This is a genomic window from Silvimonas soli (assembly GCF_030035605.1).
GTDB classification, from domain to species: domain Bacteria; phylum Pseudomonadota; class Gammaproteobacteria; order Burkholderiales; family Chitinibacteraceae; genus Silvimonas; species Silvimonas soli.
In genome coordinates, this window is the sequence record NZ_CP106736.1 from 3202406 (window position 1) to 3219497 (window position 17092).

At 57.8% G+C, this 17092-nt stretch carries 15 protein-coding genes; 7 read left to right on the plus strand and 8 right to left on the minus strand.

Annotation, left to right across the window (positions count from 1 at the left end):
• The first annotated feature begins 431 nt into the window (after positions 1–431).
• Positions 432–1361, plus strand: coding sequence for a 4-hydroxy-tetrahydrodipicolinate synthase (dapA, locus tag N7220_RS14750; protein WP_283148280.1), 930 nt, complete (start codon positions 432–434; stop codon positions 1359–1361).
• A 100-nt stretch (positions 1362–1461) separates the two neighbouring features.
• Here the strand turns inward: dapA and argJ are convergent, their stop codons facing one another.
• The 4 genes from argJ to N7220_RS14770 form a co-directional block, all read right to left on the minus strand.
• On the minus strand, positions 1462–2691 hold the full coding sequence (gene argJ / locus N7220_RS14755) for a bifunctional glutamate N-acetyltransferase/amino-acid acetyltransferase ArgJ (protein ID WP_283148281.1): 1230 nt from the start codon (positions 2689–2691) through the stop codon (positions 1462–1464).
• Between the two features lie 181 nt (positions 2692–2872).
• Positions 2873–3529 carry an FAD-dependent oxidoreductase gene (locus tag N7220_RS14760; RefSeq protein WP_283148282.1) on the minus strand — a complete coding sequence of 219 codons (657 nt, stop codon included), beginning with the start codon at positions 3527–3529 and terminating at the stop codon, positions 2873–2875.
• 186 nt (positions 3530–3715) lie between these two features.
• Complete coding sequence (gene mutY / locus N7220_RS14765) at positions 3716–4753, minus strand: A/G-specific adenine glycosylase (protein WP_283148283.1); 1038 nt, start codon at positions 4751–4753, stop codon at positions 3716–3718.
• Between the two features lie 5 nt (positions 4754–4758).
• Positions 4759–7032, minus strand: a complete 2274-nt coding sequence (locus N7220_RS14770) for an AsmA family protein (RefSeq protein WP_283148284.1) — start codon at positions 7030–7032, stop codon at positions 4759–4761.
• A gap of 151 nt (positions 7033–7183) precedes the next feature.
• Here N7220_RS14770 and N7220_RS14775 point away from each other — a divergent pair, with 151 nt between their 5' ends.
• The 3 genes from N7220_RS14775 (at position 7184) to rlmD (ending at position 9523) form a co-directional block, all read left to right on the plus strand.
• Entirely contained in the window at positions 7184–7594 is a 411-nt protein-coding gene (locus N7220_RS14775; RefSeq protein ID WP_283148285.1) for an acyl-CoA thioesterase, read from the plus strand.
• 2 nt (positions 7595–7596) lie between these two features.
• A complete protein-coding gene (locus N7220_RS14780) occupies positions 7597–8067 on the plus strand; it encodes an LEA/WHy family protein (protein WP_283148286.1) in 471 nt (156 codons plus the stop codon).
• A gap of 154 nt (positions 8068–8221) precedes the next feature.
• The gene (gene rlmD, locus N7220_RS14785) at positions 8222–9523 is read left to right on the plus strand and encodes a 23S rRNA (uracil(1939)-C(5))-methyltransferase RlmD (protein ID WP_283148287.1); all 1302 of its coding nucleotides are present in this window, start codon (positions 8222–8224) and stop codon (positions 9521–9523) included.
• A gap of 123 nt (positions 9524–9646) precedes the next feature.
• On the opposite strand, the gene N7220_RS14790 is transcribed toward rlmD, so the two are convergent.
• Positions 9647–9853, minus strand: coding sequence for a hypothetical protein (locus N7220_RS14790; RefSeq protein ID WP_283148288.1), 207 nt, complete (start codon positions 9851–9853; stop codon positions 9647–9649).
• A gap of 230 nt (positions 9854–10083) precedes the next feature.
• On the opposite strand from N7220_RS14790, the gene pnuC reads away from it, so the two are divergent.
• Positions 10084–10656, plus strand: coding sequence for a nicotinamide riboside transporter PnuC (pnuC, locus tag N7220_RS14795; RefSeq protein WP_283148289.1), 573 nt, complete (start codon positions 10084–10086; stop codon positions 10654–10656).
• Complete coding sequence (locus N7220_RS14800; protein WP_283148290.1) at positions 10653–11162, plus strand: AAA family ATPase; 510 nt, start codon at positions 10653–10655, stop codon at positions 11160–11162. The genes pnuC and N7220_RS14800 overlap by 4 nt, the downstream gene beginning before the upstream one ends.
• A 41-nt stretch (positions 11163–11203) precedes the next feature.
• Here N7220_RS14800 and N7220_RS14805 read toward each other — a convergent pair whose 3' ends face one another.
• The 3 genes from N7220_RS14805 to xseA form a co-directional block, all read right to left on the minus strand.
• Positions 11204–13204, minus strand: coding sequence for a UvrD-helicase domain-containing protein (locus tag N7220_RS14805; protein WP_283148291.1), 2001 nt, complete (start codon positions 13202–13204; stop codon positions 11204–11206).
• 114 nt (positions 13205–13318) lie between these two features.
• On the minus strand, positions 13319–14449 hold the full coding sequence (locus N7220_RS14810; protein WP_283148292.1) for a PLP-dependent cysteine synthase family protein: 1131 nt from the start codon (positions 14447–14449) through the stop codon (positions 13319–13321).
• Positions 14450–14553: 104 nt separating this feature from the next.
• The gene (gene xseA / locus N7220_RS14815; protein ID WP_283148293.1) at positions 14554–15870 is read right to left on the minus strand and encodes an exodeoxyribonuclease VII large subunit; all 1317 of its coding nucleotides are present in this window, start codon (positions 15868–15870) and stop codon (positions 14554–14556) included.
• A gap of 594 nt (positions 15871–16464) precedes the next feature.
• On the opposite strand from xseA, the gene N7220_RS14820 reads away from it, so the two are divergent.
• Positions 16465–17091, plus strand: coding sequence for a MotA/TolQ/ExbB proton channel family protein (locus N7220_RS14820; RefSeq protein ID WP_283148294.1), 627 nt, complete (start codon positions 16465–16467; stop codon positions 17089–17091).
• Position 17092: the final 1 nt, after the last annotated feature.

The following is a 17092-nucleotide window of genomic DNA, read 5'->3' on the forward strand; positions in this document are numbered from 1 at the left end:
CGATAAATCATCTATCTATATGTTTTATCATGATAATTTTGCTCGTTAGTAGATGGCCGGGACTGGTTCTGACCGCTTTGCCTGGCGCGCATGCGTTGCCCGATTCCGGTTATCCCACTCATAGCAGGCTTTACACGGCACCTTCGGCGCAGCTACAGTTGCTGCTGTCACCGACCCAATACCGATCACCATCGTGAACCAGACCCTGCCCGTTTCCGCTGCTGTGTGTTCCCTTTATGGGGCTGCTGGCGTGCGCGTGTCTGCCGGTAAAAAATCGAAAAAACAGATGCTCCGCTGACGGGCTCTGTGTCCCGTTTGCGCGAGCGCCAACGGGACTGCCAGATCACCTTGCCTTAGACGACCTTTGCAGAATCCCCGGCGCCACCGCAATGGGCTGCTGACAACGCAAATTTCGTTTATCCAGAGAGGCAATGATGACTGTCCCCAGTACCACAAACCCTGTTTCACCCTCAACGACCACCACGCCTGTCACTGCCTTTAGCGGCATCTGGGTGCCTTTGGTTACGCCATTTCATCACGGCAAGCTTGATCTGCCTGCTATGCAAAAACTGACGCTGGATTTGCTGGCACGCGGCGTGGATGGTCTGGTGGTCTGTGGTACAACCGGCGAAGCGGCCACCCAAACCGAGGCCGAGCAATTTGAACAACTGGCAGTGGTCAAAGCGGCGGCCGGAAAAACACCGGTGCTGATGGGCATCAGTGGCAGCAATACCGCCGAAATGACTGGCTTGGTTGAGCGAGCGGAACGGCATGGTGCTGACGGTTTGTTGATTAGCGCGCCAGCCTACGTGCGACCGTCCCAGGCCGGGATTCGCCTGCATTTTGAAATGCTGGTTGCGGCTACCAGGTTGCCCATCGTGCTCTACAACATTCCGTATCGCACCGGCGTCAATATTGAAATCGACACAGTCAAAGCGCTGTCCGCCAATCCCCAGTTTGTGGCGATCAAGGAAAGTGGTGGCGGCAATCTGGCGCAACTGACTGCCTTGATCGAACAAACGCCGCTAAAAGTATTGAGTGGCGAGGATCATCTGATCTTCATCACGGCCTGTCTGGGTGGGCATGGTGGTATTTCGGCCGCGGCACATATCCGCCCCGATCTTTATCGCAAAATGCTGGCGCACGTCGGCGCTGGCGAATTGCCGCAAGCGCGGGCGATTGCGCAGGCGCTGGCACCGCTGATCAAGCTGCTGTTCAGCGAGCCCAATCCCGCCCCGGTCAAAGCAGCGCTGGCAATGCTGGGGTTGATCCGCAATGAATTGCGTTTGCCCATGACGCCGGCTTCCAGCGCATTACGGCAGCAACTAGAGCAGATACTGCCGACGGTGATGGCGTTGTAGTTGGCCACAAAAACAACGGCCCTGATTTGCCATATGGGCAAGTCAGGGCCGTTGATAAACATACTGCTATCTATCCAGACTGGCGCCGGGGTATGGGTTGTTAGCTGCGATAGTCCGCGTTGATCTTTACGTAGTCGTATGAGAAGTCGCAGGTCCAGATGGTGGCATTTTCAGCGCCGCGATTGAGTTTCACCGTAATGGTGATCTCCGCCTCCTGCATCACGCGCTTGCCTTGTTCTTCGGTGTAGCTGGTCGCACGGCCGCCGTCTTTGGCGACCAGCACGTCGCCCAGCCACACTTCCAGCTTGTCGACATCCAGATCGGGCACCGCCGAATAACCAATAGCGCACAAAATGCGGCCCAGATTGGGATCGCTGGCGAAGAACGCGGTTTTGATCAGCGGCGAGCGGCCAATGGCATAACCCACGGCTTTGCACTCTTCGCGCGAAGTGCCGCCTTCCACGTTGATGGTCATGAACTTGGTCGCGCCTTCACCATCACGAATGATGGCTTGGGCGAGAGTTTGTGCCACATCCAGCACCGCGTCGCGCAGCACGGCAAATTCGGCGCTGGTTTCACTGGTGATTTCAGCCGCGCCGGACTGGCCGGTGGCGATCAGGATGTAACTGTCGTTGGTGGAGGTATCGCCATCCACCGTAATGCTGTTGAACGAGCGATCCGCAGTCCACGCCACCAGCTTTTGCAGCAGTTCTTGCGAAACAGCGGCGTCGGTCGCTACATAACCCAGCATGGTCGCCATATTGGGATGGATCATGCCCGCGCCTTTGGAAATACCGGTGACGGTGACGGTTTTGCCATCAATCTGTACCTGGCGGCTGGCCGCCTTGGGCGCCACGTCGGTGGTCATGATGGCTTGGGCTGCTTGCGCCCAGTGGGCTGGTTGCAGGTCTGTCAGCGCGGCGGGCAGGGCCGCGATGATCTTTTCATGCGGCAGCGGTTCCAGAATCACGCCAGTAGAAAACGGCAGCACTTGCTCCGGTGCAATCTGCATTTGCCCGGCCAAAGCCGTACAAATGGCTTGAGCGCGAGCCAGACCATCGACACCGGTGCCGGCATTGGCATTGCCGGTGTTAACGACCAGCGCGCGGATATCGCCACGTGCGGCCAGATGCTCGCGGCACAGGCGTACCGGTGCGGCGCAGAATTTGTTCAGGGTAAACACACCGGCAGCACGGCTACCGGCGGCCAATCGGATGACCAGCACGTCTTTGCGGCCAGCAGTTTTGACACCGGCGGAGGCAATGCCCAATTCAACCCCGGCAACCGGGTGAAGACTGGACGGATCGAGTGCAGGCAGATTGACCGGCATGGTGCTTATCCTTGAGAGCGGCTGAAAACCAACAAGGATACCGGAATCACGTTACATCTGGCAGCGCTGAAGGCGGCATTTTTTAGGGGATAAACAGCGAGGGAAAGCCAGGCACCTGGCAGGTTGGGCGTAGCGGATACAGGCCGCAGCAATCCGGCGGCATGTTGTTCAGGAAGGATGGTCAGTGCTGGGTGGTAGCAATGCCCGGTGCCGCATGCATGGCGTTGGCCAGTGCTCGGGTGCGTTCCAGATCGAATGATGCCGGATTACTTATTGCCACGGTTTCTTCCGTGTTCTGCCATTCATGCGGTAGCCACTGCGAGCACGCATCCGCGGTCACCACTACGCGGTCAGCACGCATGGTGCCATTCAGGGTGTAAACGCAGCCTTTTTCCACCGCGAGAATGGTGCGGCCGGGAAAATAATCGATGTGCTGGCTTAGCCAGTGCTTGAGGGTGCGCAGCGCCAGTTGCAAATCACCGTGGGCCAATTCTTCGAACGACCAACCCGGCGCCGGATTGGCGTGCCGGACTGCGCCGGTGAGGCATTCACGCAGGACTTTGGCTTCCAGCTCGTCGCGTTGCAACAGCGACAAACCGGCGGATTGTGCCCGGGCGGTGGGGATGCGGTGCCAGCGCTCGCGGCTGGGGCGGGTGAGCGGCAGTAGCTGCGGTGGCAGCCCGTTTTGCAGAATCAATCCGGCTTCGGCCGGCGCGTGACCGTCAACGCCACTTTCCAGCAGCGCTACGCTTAAACCTCGTTGCAGTGCGACCCAGGCTCGCGAAAGCCCGGCAATGCCACTACCAACGATCACAACGTCCCACACATCCTCACGCATATCCCCTCCTTGGGGGATGACTACATCATTGATGCAATTCGTCTTTTTTAGCTGCATGCCAAATCAGGTTCGTTTGATACGACTGATTGGTCTGGCGCAGCATAGCCCTTGTTGGGCGGCAGGGCACTGCGCTCTGTCAGCTTTTCTTGTAAGTTTATCGGGTTTATTTAGAAAATTGGAAATTGCTTATATAGACGGTAGCAACAGCAGTTTGCGCAGGGCCGTAGGAATGCCTGCAGCGAGGGCTTCTTCGCGGGTAAACCAGCGGGTATTGCTGGCTTGCACGCCAGTTGTCGCCAAAACCCGGGCCGGTTGCGGCGTGATGGTCAGCCGGAAATGAGTGAAGACGTGAACCAGCTCGGGCAGGCTGGGCTCCAGCTCAATCTGCAAACCAAAGCGTGACTGAAAATCCTGTTCTGCTGCCAGCGTCGTGCTGGTTTCCGGCAGGCACCACAATCCGCCCCAGATGCCGGTAGGCGGGCGTTGTTCCAGCAGCAAACGACCGTGATCTGACACCAGCAACATCACGGTTTGCCGCTCCGGGATTTTCTTTTTGGGCTTGGGAGCCGGCAGTTCAAGTTGACGACCCTCGCGCCGGGCTACGCAATCTTCGTTGAGCGGGCAGGTCAGGCAAGCGGGCTTTTTGGGCGTACAGAGCGTGGCACCGAGATCCATGATGCCTTGGGTGTACGCCGGCATATCTGCCGCTGCTGGCAACAAGAATTCTGCCAGCGCCCACATGCGGGTCTCGATGGCTTTGCTGGCGACGTTGCCGTCAATTCCGGCCCAACGTGCCAGCACGCGTTTGACGTTGCCATCAAGTATTGCTGCCCGAGTCTGGTAGCTGAACGCGGCAATGGCGGCGGCGGTGGAGCGGCCCACGCCCGGCAGGCTGCAGATATCTTCTGGTGTGCGTGGAAAAACGCCGCCGAAATCCGTCATTACTTTTTTTGCGGCCGCGTGCAGATTGCGCGCGCGGGCGTAGTAGCCCAGGCCAGCCCACAGTGCCATAACGTCGTCGTGCGATGCGGCGGCGAGATCGGCCACGGTTGGGCAGCGCTCCAGAAAACGCTGGTAGTAGCCGATGACGGTGGTGACCTGCGTCTGCTGCAGCATGATCTCTGATAACCACACGCGGTACGGGTCGCTCACTTGCCAAGGCAAGTCATGGCGACCATGCGTGGCGTGCCAGGCCAGCAAACGTTCGGCAAATGTTGCTGGCATGAGGTTCAGGGTTTCTTCTTGGGGGGAACAGCGGTGGGTGGTGCGGATTTGCCTGCTTTGGCCGGCTTGACAGCGGCTTTGGCGGCTGCCGCGCGGGCCTTTTCAGCTTTTTCGGCAGCGGCTTTCTGGCGTTTGATGAATTGCTCTTTCACGTCACCGTAGTCGACGTGATAGTCCGGCGAAGCCAGCGGGCCAGACAAAGTAATGGGCAGCGTCAACCCGGCCAGGCTGGCCAGTTCCGGCACACGTGAGTTGGCGGTGGCCTGCATCTGGTAATCGATATAACCCTGACCAAGGTCGATAGCGCCATTGCCGGTGAGCTTGATAACGCCGGTAGCAACGGCCAGATCGCTATTGCGTGCCACGCCGTCCTTGATTTGCAAACTGGCCTGCAGTTGGGTGAAGCGGGTACGCGCATCCAGATCGGCGGGCTGGGTAATATCGCCGCCCAGTAACGCCAGCTGCTTGCTGGTATTGCGTAGCAGCGCTTCAACGTCGATACCGCGAATCGCCCCTTCTTTGAGCTGAAGATGAGCGCTGCCGTTAGTGGTGCGGCGCAAGTCTTCCAGCGAGGTGCCACGGCCGGAGATATCCAGATCAACCTGGCCCCGCCCTTCAAAGCGGCTGGTATCAAGCACGTCAACCAGCAGCGTGTTGATATTGGTGTCCGTCAGGCGCTGGCGGGCGTGAAATGCCGGTTGGTCGCCCGAGGTGTCGATTTCCATGCTGCCGGTCAGTTGCCCTTCGTACAGGGTCGCCTGCAGCGGATCGAGTGTGAGCTTGCGATCCTTGGCGTTGAAGCTCATTGCGATGTCGTCAACGTGCAGGTTCTTCACGACCAGCTCGCCGATCCGCACCTGACCTTGGGCGCGGGCGTGCTGCAGCCAGGTAAAGTCGAGGTCTTTGCTGGGGTCGACCTGTTTGGCGCCTTCACTGACCACCGGCAGATACGGCGTGAGGTCCAGCTTGCTGATATTGAAGTCAAACTGGTATTCGGGCGAGACAAAATCATTCACGCCCAGGCTCATCGAAACCGGTTCGTGGTCCAACTGCCCGCGGCTGGCCAGATGCAAAAATTCCGAGCGCAAATCCAGCGTGCTGTTGCCAGCCAGTTGCAGGCCGATTTCGCCCCGCGGCAAAGCGGCGTTACTGTAACTGCCGGTCAGGTTGTATGCGGGCAATGAGAAGCGGGTACCGCCTTGCATTTCCAGCGGGCTGACAAATTTGGCAGTCAGTTTCTGCCCTGGGCTATTGAGTGCCACGTTGATGCTGGCGGCATCGGCGCGTAGCACACCGCCCTGGTTGCCAGACAGTTTGGGCACCATCATTTGCGCCGAAAGCCGATTGCCCGGGCTCTGCATATCCACCTGCAACTTGAGGCGGTTAAGCGAAATCACGTTATGCACTACGCCGATTTCCGGCAGATCCAGCTCGCCAGTCCAGCTTTGCCCGGCGCGTTTGCCTGATGCACTCAGACGCAGATCGCCACCGGTCAGTCGCAGCGGTTGCCAGCCATAAACCAGATTGCCAATGGCGGTGATTTGCGAATCGGCCACCTTCAAGGAGGGCGAACTATCGCCTTGTTGGGTGATGTCCAGGCGCAAATCGGCCACCAGCAGGCGCCGTTCCTGCGCGTGATAGCGCATGGCCGCGGTGCCTTTGATCTTGCCATGCCATTGCAGCGCTTGCGGGGGGCCGACCTGCAACTCGCCATCCAGCGCGAGTTCACCGTTTTTCGGATCGCCCAGCTTGTCCATGTTCCATTGCAGATTGGTCAGGCGGAAGTTTTCATTCAAACCGTTGTCGCGGTAGGCCAGATCGCCATCGCTGAATGCCACACGGTCGATATCAAAATTGATACCGCTGCCCACATCGCGTTTTCGTAGCAGATCATCAAAGTTGTAGGTGCCATCAGGCTGGCGTTCGATATGCACCTGCGGATGATCTACGTCCAGCCGGTGTACCACCACCGAGCGCGAGCGTAACAGTGGCCATACCGAAAACTCCACGCGCACATGTTCGGCCTGCGCAAACACTTGCGTACTGTGCGGCTCGGTCAGTGTTACCTTGTCCAGCAGCAGCGATGGACGCGGTAACAAGACAAGCCGGGTTCGCCCCTGCACATTGAGCGTGCGCTGGGTATCGTGTTCCATTTGGGCGACCAATGCGTTCTGGGCAAAGTCCGCTTGCAGGAACCAGGGCGCGATTCCGACGACGGCGATTAACGCCGTAATCAGCAAAAGCGTGATCCGGAAAGGTTTGGAGTGGCGCAGGTCCATCTGGAGCGATGCTGCTTTTTATGTAAGTATGGTTGTCGGTGGTCTCGGGATTATCCCTAACACCCGCGGATTTATCAAAGAGCATGTTCGTTTTGGTTTGGTTCCCGCAGTGCTCCTGTACTGCAGTTCACAGAAATCAGATGGAGTTGCAATGCCGTATCGTACCGAGATCAAGGTTCGCGGGTATCACCTCGACCTTTATGGCCACGTGAATAACGCTCGATATCTTGAGTTCCTGGAAGAAGCCCGCTGGAACATGATGGAACTGCATGGCGACCTCGAATGGTTCATGCAACGACGCTATGCCCTGGTGGTGAGCCGCATCGACATCCGCTACAAACGGCCCGCCACCATGGGCGATTTGCTGGTGGTGGAAACCCGCTCGGGTGAAATGGGCGAACGGCATGTCATTGTGGAACAGAAAATCGTGCGGGCCGATAACGGCAAAGTGGTGGCAGAGGCCGAAGTGACGGTGGCAGTCGTGCATCCGGAAACCCCCGGCGCCTTGCCCATGCAAGGCGAGATCGCCGAGCGTTTTGCGCAACTGGTCGGGGAGCACTGAACATGCGGCGTTTGCTGGTACTGATGCTGGCGCTGTTACTGGCCAGCTGTGGTGGTTTGCCCATGAACTGGGAAAAACCGCGCATTTCTCTGGCTGGCATTACCCTGAAACAGGCCAATTTCTTGCAGCAGCGCTTTACTCTGGCGCTGACGATCCAGAACCCCAACAATATTTCGGTGCCAGTGACCGGGCTGGAAGCGCGGCTCACGGTGAATGGCCAGGAAATGGCGCAGGGTGTTTCCAACGAAGCGCTGACCATTCCGGCGTTGGGTGAGGCGACGGTGCATATTGATGTGATCAGTAATATCTCGCAGCTGATCAAGCAGTTACGTGTACTCAAGCCCGACGAAGTGCCTACCTACAAGCTGGCGGGCAAGATCTACTTGCCAATGAAACCCGATGGCATCGCCTTCAGCAAAACCGGTGATATGCCGCCTCGTGATGAATGGCTGCCCAAGGATTTGCGCTTCTGAAATCCGGCCGTATCGCAGTGTGTAAAAACGGAGCCAAGGCTCCGTTTTTTTGTTGCCCGGCGTCAGCCCAGGCCCGCGTTGGGCGATCTGCAAGCACCATCGTCATGTGCGCAGGTATAATTGTCTGTTTTGTCAGTCCATTAGACTAATCACCATGCCGCAAGCCCGGATTGAATCGCTGGACCACGAAGGTCACGGCGTTGCCCATGTTGAGGGCAAGACCATCTTTATCGACGGCGCACTGCCGTTTGAAACGGTCACCTATAACAGCTATCGCAAAAAGCCTGCTTTCGAGAACGCGCAGGCGCTGCAAATCCATAACGAAAGCTTTATGCGCACCAAGCCGCAATGCCCGCACTTTGGCGTATGCGGTGGCTGCTCTTTGCAGCATATGGAGTTCACGGCCCAGGTCGCTGCCAAGCAACGCGTGCTGGAAGACAATCTGCAGCGCATTGGTAGTGTGAAGCCGGAAACCTTGCTGCCAGCCATTTACGGCCCGCAATGGGGCTATCGCCATCGCGCACGTTTGTCGGTACGGTACGTTGCCAAAAAGGGCGGCGTTTTGGTGGGTTTCCACGAAAAGCGCTCGTCGTTCATTGCCGACATGACTGAATGCCATGTGCTGCCCAAGTCGATGTCCGACCAATTGGTGCCGCTGCGTGAACTGGTAGGCAAGTTGTCGATTGCCGATCGCATGCCACAAATTGAACTGGCCATTGGCGAGAACATCACCGTGCTGGTGTTCCGCAATATGGAAGCCATCAACGAACAAGACGAAGCTCACTTCAAGGCCTATGCCGACCAGTGGGGCGTGCAAATCTGGCTGCAACCCAAAGGCCCGGACACCGCTTACCCGTTGTACCCGCTGGACGCCCCGGCGCTCACCTACCAGATGCCCGAGTTCGGCATCACCATGCCGTTCAAGCCAACCGAATTCACCCAAGTGAACCACGCGGTGAATCGCGTCATGGTGGAACGGGCCATTCGCTTGCTTGATCCGCAACCGGGCGAAGTCATTGCCGACATGTTCTGCGGCTTGGGCAATTTCACCCTGCCGATCGCCCGCCGCGGCGCCAAGGTGCTGGGTATGGAAGGTCTGCAGCAATTGGTCGACCGCGCTTTTGAAGGTGCCCGCCACAACCAGCTGGAACACCTGACTGATTTCAAGGTCGCCAACCTGTTCGAAATGACTGAAGAATGGCTCGATAAACTCGGTCACTTCGACAAAATGCTGATCGACCCGCCACGCGATGGCGCCATGGAGCTGGTCAAGTCGATCAGTGCCGACCATGGCCCCAAGCGCATTGTTTATGTGTCCTGTAGCCCATCCACGCTGGCACGCGATGCCAACATCCTGGTCAATGACAAGGGCTATACGCTCAAGTCGTCAGGCATCGTAAACATGTTCCCGCACACCGGGCATGTGGAATCGATGGCGTTGTTTGAGAAGGATTGATGGTTGCATGTCTGCCCGATTGGGCAATGCGCGACTAAAACAAAACCCCGGGTCAGACGAGCCGGGGTTTTGTTTTGGAATGAGATTTGATAAAGCCGGATCGAATCCGGTTAGCGGCTATAGTCAGGCAAATGTATCAATCGTGCGGCCCATGCTGACCAGGCCCGAGCCAATAGCGCTCACGCCACTACCCACGGCACTGACGGCTGTGCCGACCACGGTGGCCGCAGTGCCAACCGTCTTCGCCACGGCCTGCACCGGCAACCCGGCAGCACCCGTTATCAGGCTGGGAGCAGCGGCGGCCAGCAATCCTGATGCAATTGAGTTCATGGGCGCTCTCCGGCTGGGTGGCGATAAACGGGAAGTCTGGCCAGGCTTGTCGCCAAAGCCGCTGTAGCCAAGTTGTACCAAGGTTGTAGCATTTGTAGTGGCGCCAAAAAAATGCCACTGCAATATTTTTGCACGATTTGCCCTAAGCGGCCACGCCAAACGGCGTGACTATCTGTGCGTGCTACCATCCCACTCCATTTTGAAACGCCATTGCAAAGGTCAGTTCAGGCATGAGCAATCTTGAAATTATTGGTTTTGTGACCACGCTGCTGGGCATCTGGCTGGCTACACGCGGGCATGTGCTCACCTGGCCTTTGCAACTGGTTGCCAGTTTGCTGTACGTCTATCTGTTTCTGGATGCGCATCTGTTTGGCGAGAGTGTGTTGCAGTTTGTCTACGCCGCGCTGGCGGTGTATGGCTGGTGGAGTTGGCAGCGCAAACCGGTCAGCGATACCGGCAGTACGCGCAGCTTGCCGATAAGTCATATGTCACGCCGAGAATGGGTCTGGATCAATCTGCTGGGTGTGGCATGTACCGCAGGCGTGGCAACCATGCAGGTGCATTTCCTGCCGACGGATGTGCCGGTGCTGGATTCGGGCATTTTTGTGTTCGGTTTGCTGGCGCAATGGATGCAGGCGCGCAAGAAGATCGAAAACTGGCCGTACTGGATTGTGCTCGACACGGTCGCGGCCGGGGTTTACTGGCACAAATCGCTGCAACTGACTGCCGTGCTTTATATCATCCTGGCCGTTCTGGCGGCGTGGGGCTGGTGGCAATGGCGACGTGAGGTTCGCGGGCAATGACGCGCAAAATCGCTATCGTCGGGCCGGAGTCCAGCGGTAAAACCACGCTGGCGCGTGATCTGGCCGCCGCCTTGGGCTGCGATTGGGTGCCGGAATATGTCCGCGAGTATTTTGCGGCCAAGGGCAACAGCGATTATGTGCTGGACGATATCGTCGCCATTGCTCATGGCCAGCGGGCGGTAGAGCAGGGCGCGTTACCGGATCAAGACTGGCTGGTGTGTGATACCAACGGTCTGGTCTGCAAAATCTGGGCAGAAGTACGGTTTGGCCATTGTCCGCAGGAAATCACGGCTCAATGGCCCGCGCATGACTATGCGTTGCACGTATTGGTCGCACCGGATATCCCGTGGGAGCCCGACCCTTTGCGCGAAAATCCGACTGATCGGGATTGGCTGTTTGGTTTATATGAAGCGGCGTTGATTGAGGCAGGTGTGAAATACGTGGTGGTGCGCGGTGGGCGAGAGCAGCGGGTGGCCGCTGTGCTGGCGGCTCTGGCAACAGTTTGAACCGTTGCCGGGATATCGGGATTCTCGCAGCGAACCCCTGGTTACATCCCGCCCAATTTATCCATCAACCCGGCCAGGGTGGCGCGGCCTTCGGTTTTGGTGACCTGATTCTGGCCTTTATCTGGCGCCAATCGTCCGGTAACGCGGATATCCTCGGGTGGCAATTCACGCAGAAAGCGCGACGGCTCGACAATTTGCCACTCGCCAGCACGGCGGCGCTTGCCGCAATAGCTGATGGTCAAGGTGCGCTGGGCGCGGGTAATGCCGACGTACATCAGCCGCCGTTCTTCTTCCACCATGCCCGATTCAATTGAGTTGGCATGCGGCAGGATGTCTTCCTCACAGCCAATCAGAAACACGTGCGGATATTCCAGGCCTTTGGAGGCATGCAGGGTGGACATGCGCACGGCGTCGACTTCTTCTTCATCGCGGCCTTCCAGCATGGTGATCAGCGCGATGGTTTGCATCACCTCAATCAGATTTTTGCCTTTGTCTTCGCTGTGTTTCTTCACCCAGCCGCAGAACTCCTGCACATTTTTCCACTTGGCTTCGGCCGGCTTGGGATCATCGCTGTCGTATAGCCAGGTTTCGTAGTCAATCGCCCCGAGCATTTCTTCCAGCAAGGGGCCCGCTGCCTCACGCTGGGCGCGCGGTTGCATGCGATTGATGAATTCGCAGAAATTGTGCAAAGGCTCGTACTGCTGCGGCTGCACCTGATGAATAAAGCCTTCTTCGTAAGCCGCCGCAAATAGCGAGATCTGGCGATTTGAGGCATAAGCGCCCAGTTTTTCCAGCGTCACGTTACCCACGCCGCGCTTGGGCGTGGTCACTGCGCGGATAAATGCTGGATCATCATCTTCATTGGCAATGAGGCGCAGATAGCCCAGAACGTCCTTGATTTCGGCCCGATCAAAAAATGATTGCCCGCCGGCCATCACGTAGGGAATGCGATGTTCGCGCAACTGCGTTTCGATAATGCGGGATTGGTGATTGCCGCGATACAGCACCGCGTAATCAGAGAACTTGGTGTTGTGCAGAAACTTGTGGTTGAGCATGTTCATCGCCACCATTTCGGCTTCAGCTTCCTCGCTCTTGGCCTCGATCACCTGGATTGGATCGCCAATGCCCAAGTCAGACCACAGGGTCTTTTCAAACAACTTGGGGTTGTTGGAGATCACCGCGTTAGCGCATTTCAGAATGCGCGCCACCGAGCGGTAGTTTTGCTCCAGCTTGATTACCTGCAATGACGGGAAGTCAGTCTTGAGCAGCGCCAGGTTTTCTACATTGGCGCCGCGCCAGGCGTAAATGGACTGGTCATCATCGCCCACGGCGGTGAACTTGCCGTTGCTGCCGGTGAGAAACTTGAGCAGGTCGTACTGGGTGTTGTTGGTGTCTTGATACTCGTCGATCAGCAGGTAGCGCAGCCGTTGTTGCCACTTCAAGCGCACCGCTTCTTCCTGGGCGAACAGGTCAACCGGCAGCCGGATCAGATCATCAAAGTCCACCGCCTGATAAGCCTGCAGCGTGTCCTGATAAGCTCGGTAGAGCTTGGCCAGATGCAGTTCGCCCTCGGAATCTGCGTTCAGCAAGGCACGATCTGGCGACACCCGGTCGGTTTTCAGCATGGAGATGCGCGAGACGGTGGTGCGGATCAGTTGCTTGTCGGTGGTGGTGAGGATATCGGAGATGATCTTCCACTGATCGCCGCTATCCAGAATCGAAAATTGTGGCTTGTAGCCCAGATGTTTCGCTTCTTCACGCAAGATGCGCATGCCCAGCGAGTGAAACGTGCTGACCGTCAGCCCGCGCAAACGGTCGGCGGGTAGCAAGGTGGCTACCCGCTCGTTCATTTCGCGCGCGGCTTTGTTGGTAAAGGTAATCGCCGCGATATTGCGGGCATCCATTTGCGCCACCTGGATCAGGTAGGCAATCTTTTGCGTAATCACCCGCGTCTTGCCCGAGCCCGCACCAGCCAGCACCAGGCAAGGGCCGTCCAGATATTTAACGGCGGCGCGCTGCGGTTCGTTCAGGTGATCCAGCATGAAAATCCGGGGAAGTGGCAGAAGGTAGGTCGGGCGCCATTTTACCGGTTGTGGTCATGCTGTTGCAGTTAATGCAGGTGCGGCGCGATAAATGGGTCGACCTGGCGGATTGCTTCAATGATCGTGGCGTGCAATCTGCGTCGTCATCGGCGCGGCGGTTTGCGCGCAGGCGGTAATTTGCTGATGGCCTTCGCTCAGATCAAAGCCATTGGCCGCCAGCCACGCGTCGTTGTAATACGAGTGGATGTAACGGTCACCGCTATCGCAAATCAGCGTGATGATGGAGCCGCACTCGCCGCGTTCCCGCATCTCGCAGGCCAGTTGTAAAACGGCGACAAACTGGCAACCGGTAGAGCCGCCCACTTTGCGCCCGAGTTGATTGGCCAGCCAGCGGGTAGCAGCAATCGACAACATATCTGGCACCTGAAACATGGTGTCGATCACGCCGGGCATAAACGATGGCTCCACGCGCGGGCGGCCAATGCCCTCGATCTTTGAACCACAACCCAGCGTATGGTGGCGTTGGCCAGAGACAAACGCCTCGAAGAACACCGAATTATCCGGATCAGCGCAGGCAATGCGTGTTTTGTGGCGGCGATAACGCACATAACGCCCCAACGTGGCCGAGGTACCACCGGTGCCACAACTGGCGACGATCCAGGTGGGCTCTGGGTAGCGTTCCAGCTTCATCTGCCCAAAAATCGACTCGGCGATATTGTTGTTGGCGCGCCAGTCGGTGGCACGCTCGGCAAAGGTGAACTGGTCCATGAAATGGCCGCCGGTTTCTGCGGCCAGCCGCTGCGATTCAATCGTGATTTGCGTGGCATCGGCCACCAGATGGCAGCGTCCGCCGTGAAACTGGATCGCCGCAATTTTTTCCGGGCTGGTGGTGGCGGGCATTACGGCAATAAACGGCAAGCCGAGCAGGTTGGCAAAGTAGGCCTCAGAGACTGCGGTCGAGCCACTAGAAGCCTCGATCACCGTGCTACTTTTATGCAGCCAGCCATTGGCCAGCGCATACAAAAATAACGAGCGCGCCAGCCGATGCTTGAGGCTGCCGGTCGGATGGCTGGATTCATCTTTCAGATAGAAATCGATATCCGGAAAGCCAGCCAGCTTGAGCGGAATGAGATGCGTATCGGCCGAGCGATTAAAGTCGGCCTCGATAATGCGGATGGCTTCAGCGGTCCAGAGTCTTGAGGCGTGCATGGCAGGCAGGCTGGGAAATGGGCGATGGTGCAGCATGGCATCGGATGCCCGCTGCGCCAAGGTTCAGCTTGTGAGTGGAGACAAGGGCACAGTTGGGCGATTTACCAAGCTCGCGGCATGAGGCCGCCAAATCGCGAAACTCAAAATAATTCCTGTTGCTCCACTGGCTTGCCAGCCACCGCCGCATCGACCGCATCATCCGCAAACCGCACCTTGATGCGATCACCTGCATGCAACTGGTCAGCACGCTGTACCACCTTGCCGTTGGCGGTTTCGACCAGCGCATAGCCGCGCGACAAAACTGCGGTCGGGTTCAATGCCTGCAAGCGCGCCGCCAGATTGCCCAACCTTGCCGCACGTTGTTCCAGACTGCGCACGCGGGCGGCTTCCAGTCGCTGACCGGCGCGTTCCAGTCTTGCGCGGGCTGGCGCGGTATCCGGGCCAGCATGAATCAACCGTAAGCGCATTTGCGCAAGGCTATTGTGTTTGCGTTCCAGCTGTCGGGCTGGCGCCGCTTGTAGACGCAAGGTCAAGGCTTGCAAGCGTTCGCGCTGGCGTTCCAGTAATTCACCCGGATGGCGCAAACGGCGGCCAAGGGCATCCAGCTTTTGCATGCGTTGTTGCAACTGCCGTTCAAAGGCGCGTTGCAGATGGCGGCGCTGCTCGTTCAGCCGCCCGAGCCATTCCGCCCGGTTCGGGCTGGCCAGTTCAGCGGCAGCGGTGGGCGTGGCGGCGCGGATGTCAGCGACAAAATCGGCGATGGTGAAGTCGGTTTCGTGCCCAACACCGCTAATCAACGGAATAGGGCAGTCGGCAATGGCGCGGGCCACGACTTCTTCGTTGAAAGACCACAAGTCCTCCAGGCTGCCACCGCCACGGCACACAATCAGCGTGTCGACTTCATTGCGCTCGGTGGCTTTGCGGATGGCGTTGGCGATCTCTGCGGCAGCACTGGCGCCTTGCACCGCGCAAGGGTAGAGGATGACGGGCAGGCCCGGCATGCGACGGCCCAGCGTGGTCAGCACGTCGCGTAATGCGGCGGCTTTGGGCGAGGTAACGATGCCGACCGCTTTGGGAAAGGTCGGGATGCCTTGTTTGCGCTCGGCGGCAAACAAGCCTTCAGCCGCGAGTTTGGCCTTGAGTTTTTCGAAGGCCTCAAACAACGCGCCCAGACCGGCCGGGCGCATCGCTTCGACGGTCAGTTGATAATCTCCGCGTGCTTCGTACAGCGTGACCACGGCGCGGATTTCTACATGCATGCCTTCGCGCGGCTGAAAATCCAGCAAGCCAGCGCGGTTGCGAAACATTACGCAGCGGACCTGGGCGGTTTTATCTTTCAGGCTGAAGTAACAATGCCCCGAGTCGTAGCGCTTGAAGTTGGAAATTTCGCCGCTCACCCACAAAACCGGCAGGCTGCCTTCCAGTAATTCGCGCACGGTCCGGTTTAAATCGGACACGGTCAAAACGGCGTTTGAAAGACTTGACAAGTTGGAGAACATGCTTCGAAAAACCCGAAATAATCCACAAAAGCCACGCTGCTCAAGGCATAGCGACGTTTTCGCGGGTTGTAGTTGATGTAGTTGTTGTAACTTATTGATTTATAACGAACATGGCAAAATGCACAATTTCCGGGCAACTTGTCTGGACCCCTTTGCCAACAGGCATTTAGGGCCTGTTCAATCAGGTTGTTCACAAAGTTATCCACAGCTTGTGTGGGTAAATGGAAAAAACCAAGGCAGGACGGGCAGTTACCCACTTTCCTTCATTTGGAGTCAGGTAGTACGGGCTCCAAATGCATGTCAAAACGCGTAGCAGTAATGTGCCAGCCGGATAATTGACCCGCTTGATATTGCGCGTTACAAAATTCGCGCGCCCGAACTGGCGTACAAGCGGTATCCTCCGTCGGTGTTTCGCAATTGCCCGCGCGGCAGGCTGGCCCTTCACGACAAGAGGCAATCCGGCTAAAGTTACGCGATTCGTGAAGGCATGCCTATCCCGCTAGCATACCAACGCGCTGTCGCAGACCCATAAAACGCACCACAGGAATTTCTATGCTGGAGATTATTCAAGCCGCTGGCTGGCCGATCTGGTTGATTATTGCGGCCTCGGTCGCTGCGCTGACCATCATCATTGAACGGCTGCTGACGTTGCGCAAAGGCCTGGTTTTACCAGAGGGCCTGCTGGCCCGAGTGGTGCAGGAATACCGCAGTAACGGCGTGAGCGCCGAAATGGTGTCCAAGCTGGCCGTCTCTTCGCCGCTGGGTAAAGTACTGGCCGCTGGCCTGAAGAATGTAAAAAGCTCACGCGAGATCATGAAAGAGTCGATCGAAGAAGTGGGCGGTGTGGTGTCGCATGATCTGGAGCGCTATCTGTCGGCGCTCGGTACCATCGCCGCCATCACGCCACTGCTGGGCCTGTTCGGCACTGTAGTCGGCATGATCGAAATTTTCGGTGCGCAATCACCTGCTACCGGCGCGAACCCGGCTGCGCTGGCACACGGTATTTCGGTGGCGCTGTACAACACCGCCTTCGGTATCATCGTGGCGGTGCCTAGCCTGCTGTTCTACCGCGTGTTCCGCACCAAGGTAGATGGTTACCTGGTCGAGATGGAACAACAGGCGGTGAAGCTGGTGGAAGTGGTCCACGGCGAGCGCCAACTGAACAGCACCAACAAGTAAA

What these genes read in the sequence shown, in the direction of transcription:
- dapA (WP_283148280.1), top strand. Translation starts at nt 432, where the DNA reads ATGATGACTGTCCCCAGTACCACAAACCCTGTTTCACCCTCAACGACC.
- argJ (WP_283148281.1), bottom strand. Translation starts at nt 2,691, where the DNA reads ATGCCGGTCAATCTGCCTGCACTCGATCCGTCCAGTCTTCACCCGGTT.
- N7220_RS14760 (WP_283148282.1), bottom strand. Translation starts at nt 3,529, where the DNA reads ATGCGTGAGGATGTGTGGGACGTTGTGATCGTTGGTAGTGGCATTGCC.
- mutY (WP_283148283.1), bottom strand. Translation starts at nt 4,753, where the DNA reads ATGCCAGCAACATTTGCCGAACGTTTGCTGGCCTGGCACGCCACGCAT.
- N7220_RS14770 (WP_283148284.1), bottom strand. Translation starts at nt 7,032, where the DNA reads ATGGACCTGCGCCACTCCAAACCTTTCCGGATCACGCTTTTGCTGATT.
- N7220_RS14775 (WP_283148285.1), top strand. Translation starts at nt 7,184, where the DNA reads ATGCCGTATCGTACCGAGATCAAGGTTCGCGGGTATCACCTCGACCTT.
- N7220_RS14780 (WP_283148286.1), top strand. Translation starts at nt 7,597, where the DNA reads ATGCGGCGTTTGCTGGTACTGATGCTGGCGCTGTTACTGGCCAGCTGT.
- rlmD (WP_283148287.1), top strand. Translation starts at nt 8,222, where the DNA reads ATGCCGCAAGCCCGGATTGAATCGCTGGACCACGAAGGTCACGGCGTT.
- N7220_RS14790 (WP_283148288.1), bottom strand. Translation starts at nt 9,853, where the DNA reads ATGAACTCAATTGCATCAGGATTGCTGGCCGCCGCTGCTCCCAGCCTG.
- pnuC (WP_283148289.1), top strand. Translation starts at nt 10,084, where the DNA reads ATGAGCAATCTTGAAATTATTGGTTTTGTGACCACGCTGCTGGGCATC.
- N7220_RS14800 (WP_283148290.1), top strand. Translation starts at nt 10,653, where the DNA reads ATGACGCGCAAAATCGCTATCGTCGGGCCGGAGTCCAGCGGTAAAACC.
- N7220_RS14805 (WP_283148291.1), bottom strand. Translation starts at nt 13,204, where the DNA reads ATGCTGGATCACCTGAACGAACCGCAGCGCGCCGCCGTTAAATATCTG.
- N7220_RS14810 (WP_283148292.1), bottom strand. Translation starts at nt 14,449, where the DNA reads ATGCTGCACCATCGCCCATTTCCCAGCCTGCCTGCCATGCACGCCTCA.
- N7220_RS14820 (WP_283148294.1), top strand. Translation starts at nt 16,465, where the DNA reads ATGCTGGAGATTATTCAAGCCGCTGGCTGGCCGATCTGGTTGATTATT.